2 protein-coding genes and 1 pseudogene are annotated in these 1,067 nt (G+C 56.3%); 2 read left to right on the top strand and 1 reads right to left on the bottom strand.

What is annotated here, in order from left to right; genetic code table 11:
* Positions 1 to 124: 124 nt before the first annotated feature.
* Positions 125 to 361: pseudogene (locus tag FDK21_RS20535) on the top strand (IS21 family transposase); the annotation flags it as partial.
* Positions 358 to 990, top strand: coding sequence for an ATP-binding protein (locus tag FDK21_RS20530; RefSeq protein WP_210238864.1), 633 nt, complete (start codon positions 358 to 360; stop codon positions 988 to 990). The pseudogene FDK21_RS20535 and the gene FDK21_RS20530, both read left to right, overlap by 4 nt.
* Here the strand turns inward: FDK21_RS20530 and FDK21_RS20525 are convergent.
* Positions 974 to 1,063, bottom strand: a complete 90-nt coding sequence (locus FDK21_RS20525) for a transposase domain-containing protein (protein ID WP_281405416.1) — start codon at positions 1,061 to 1,063, stop codon at positions 974 to 976. The two genes, FDK21_RS20530 and FDK21_RS20525, sit on opposite strands and share 17 nt — an antisense overlap.
* Positions 1,064 to 1,067 lie beyond the last annotated feature (4 nt).

The raw sequence follows: 1,067 nt of genomic DNA, 5'->3' as shown, positions 1-1,067 counted from the left end.
ATGCTCATCGACGCCCGATCTTCAGAGGAAGAGTGGGAGATCTTCCTCCAGGATTTTATCGCGGATCCTGAAATCATTGCTCGCGTCAAGGCAAAAAAGCTGCGGTAGCAATCGGGTGCTTACTGTTCAGGTGCTGCGCCTTCTGGAAAGCTTCGGCATGGATGATCTGCAGGCCGCAGTAAAGCAGGCCCTGAAGCTGGGTGCAATCGGCTTCGATGCGGTGAAGCACCTTGTCCTGTGTCAGGTAGAGAAGCGCCCGCCGAGGCTCGATCTTGATGTCTATCCTTACCTGCCAAGGGCAACGGTCGAGACGACCTCGGCGGCCGACTATCTGTCCCTAATGACGGAGGCAGCACAATGACCCATGCGCCCGAGATATTGCTTTCCCATCATCTCAAAACACTGAAGTTGCCAACCTTCCTGCGGGAGTATGAGAAGGTGGCGCGCCAATGTGCTTCCGAAGGGCTGGACCATGTGCAATTCCTAACGCGCCTGGTGGAACTGGAACTGATTGACCGTGAGCGGCGGATGATCGAGCGCCGCATCAAGGCGGCGAAGTTCCCGGCTACCAAGAGCCTCGACAGCTTTGACTTCAAGGCAATACCGAGGCTCAACAAGCTGCAGGTGCTGGAGCTGGCGCGCTGCGAATGGATTGACCGGCGCGAGAATGTCATCGCGCTGGGGCCCAGTGGAACCGGTAAGACCCATGTAGCGCTGGGCCTGGGGCTTGCGGCCTGCCAGAAAGGGATGAGTGTCGGCTTCACCACCGCGGCAGCTTTGGTCAATGAACTGATTGAAGCGCGTGACGAGCGCCGCTTGTTGCGTGTTCAAAAGCAGATGGCCAATGTCAAACTGCTGGGGACTGTCCGGAATTTTGTGCCCTGGCGCATTGCTTACGCCATTGGGAAACGGTCTTGGAACATTATGGCGAACTGGCTTTTCACTGTAAGCGGCGTTCAGACCCCACGAGATTTCAGCTTGACGGTTTGAAGTTCCAAGGCAGGAGCTCATCAATTTGGCTTTGAGGATGGCCCTTGGCAATTTTCTCGAGCGTCGCCTTCAGATAG

The organism is Cohaesibacter sp. CAU 1516 (assembly GCF_005771485.1).
Lineage (GTDB): Bacteria > Pseudomonadota > Alphaproteobacteria > Rhizobiales > Cohaesibacteraceae > Cohaesibacter > Cohaesibacter intestini.
Note: the sequence above shows the minus strand (reverse complement) of the source record. Positions and strands in the feature narration are given on the sequence as shown.

What these genes read in the sequence shown, in the direction of transcription:
- FDK21_RS20530 (WP_210238864.1), top strand. Translation starts at nt 358, where the DNA reads ATGACCCATGCGCCCGAGATATTGCTTTCCCATCATCTCAAAACACTG.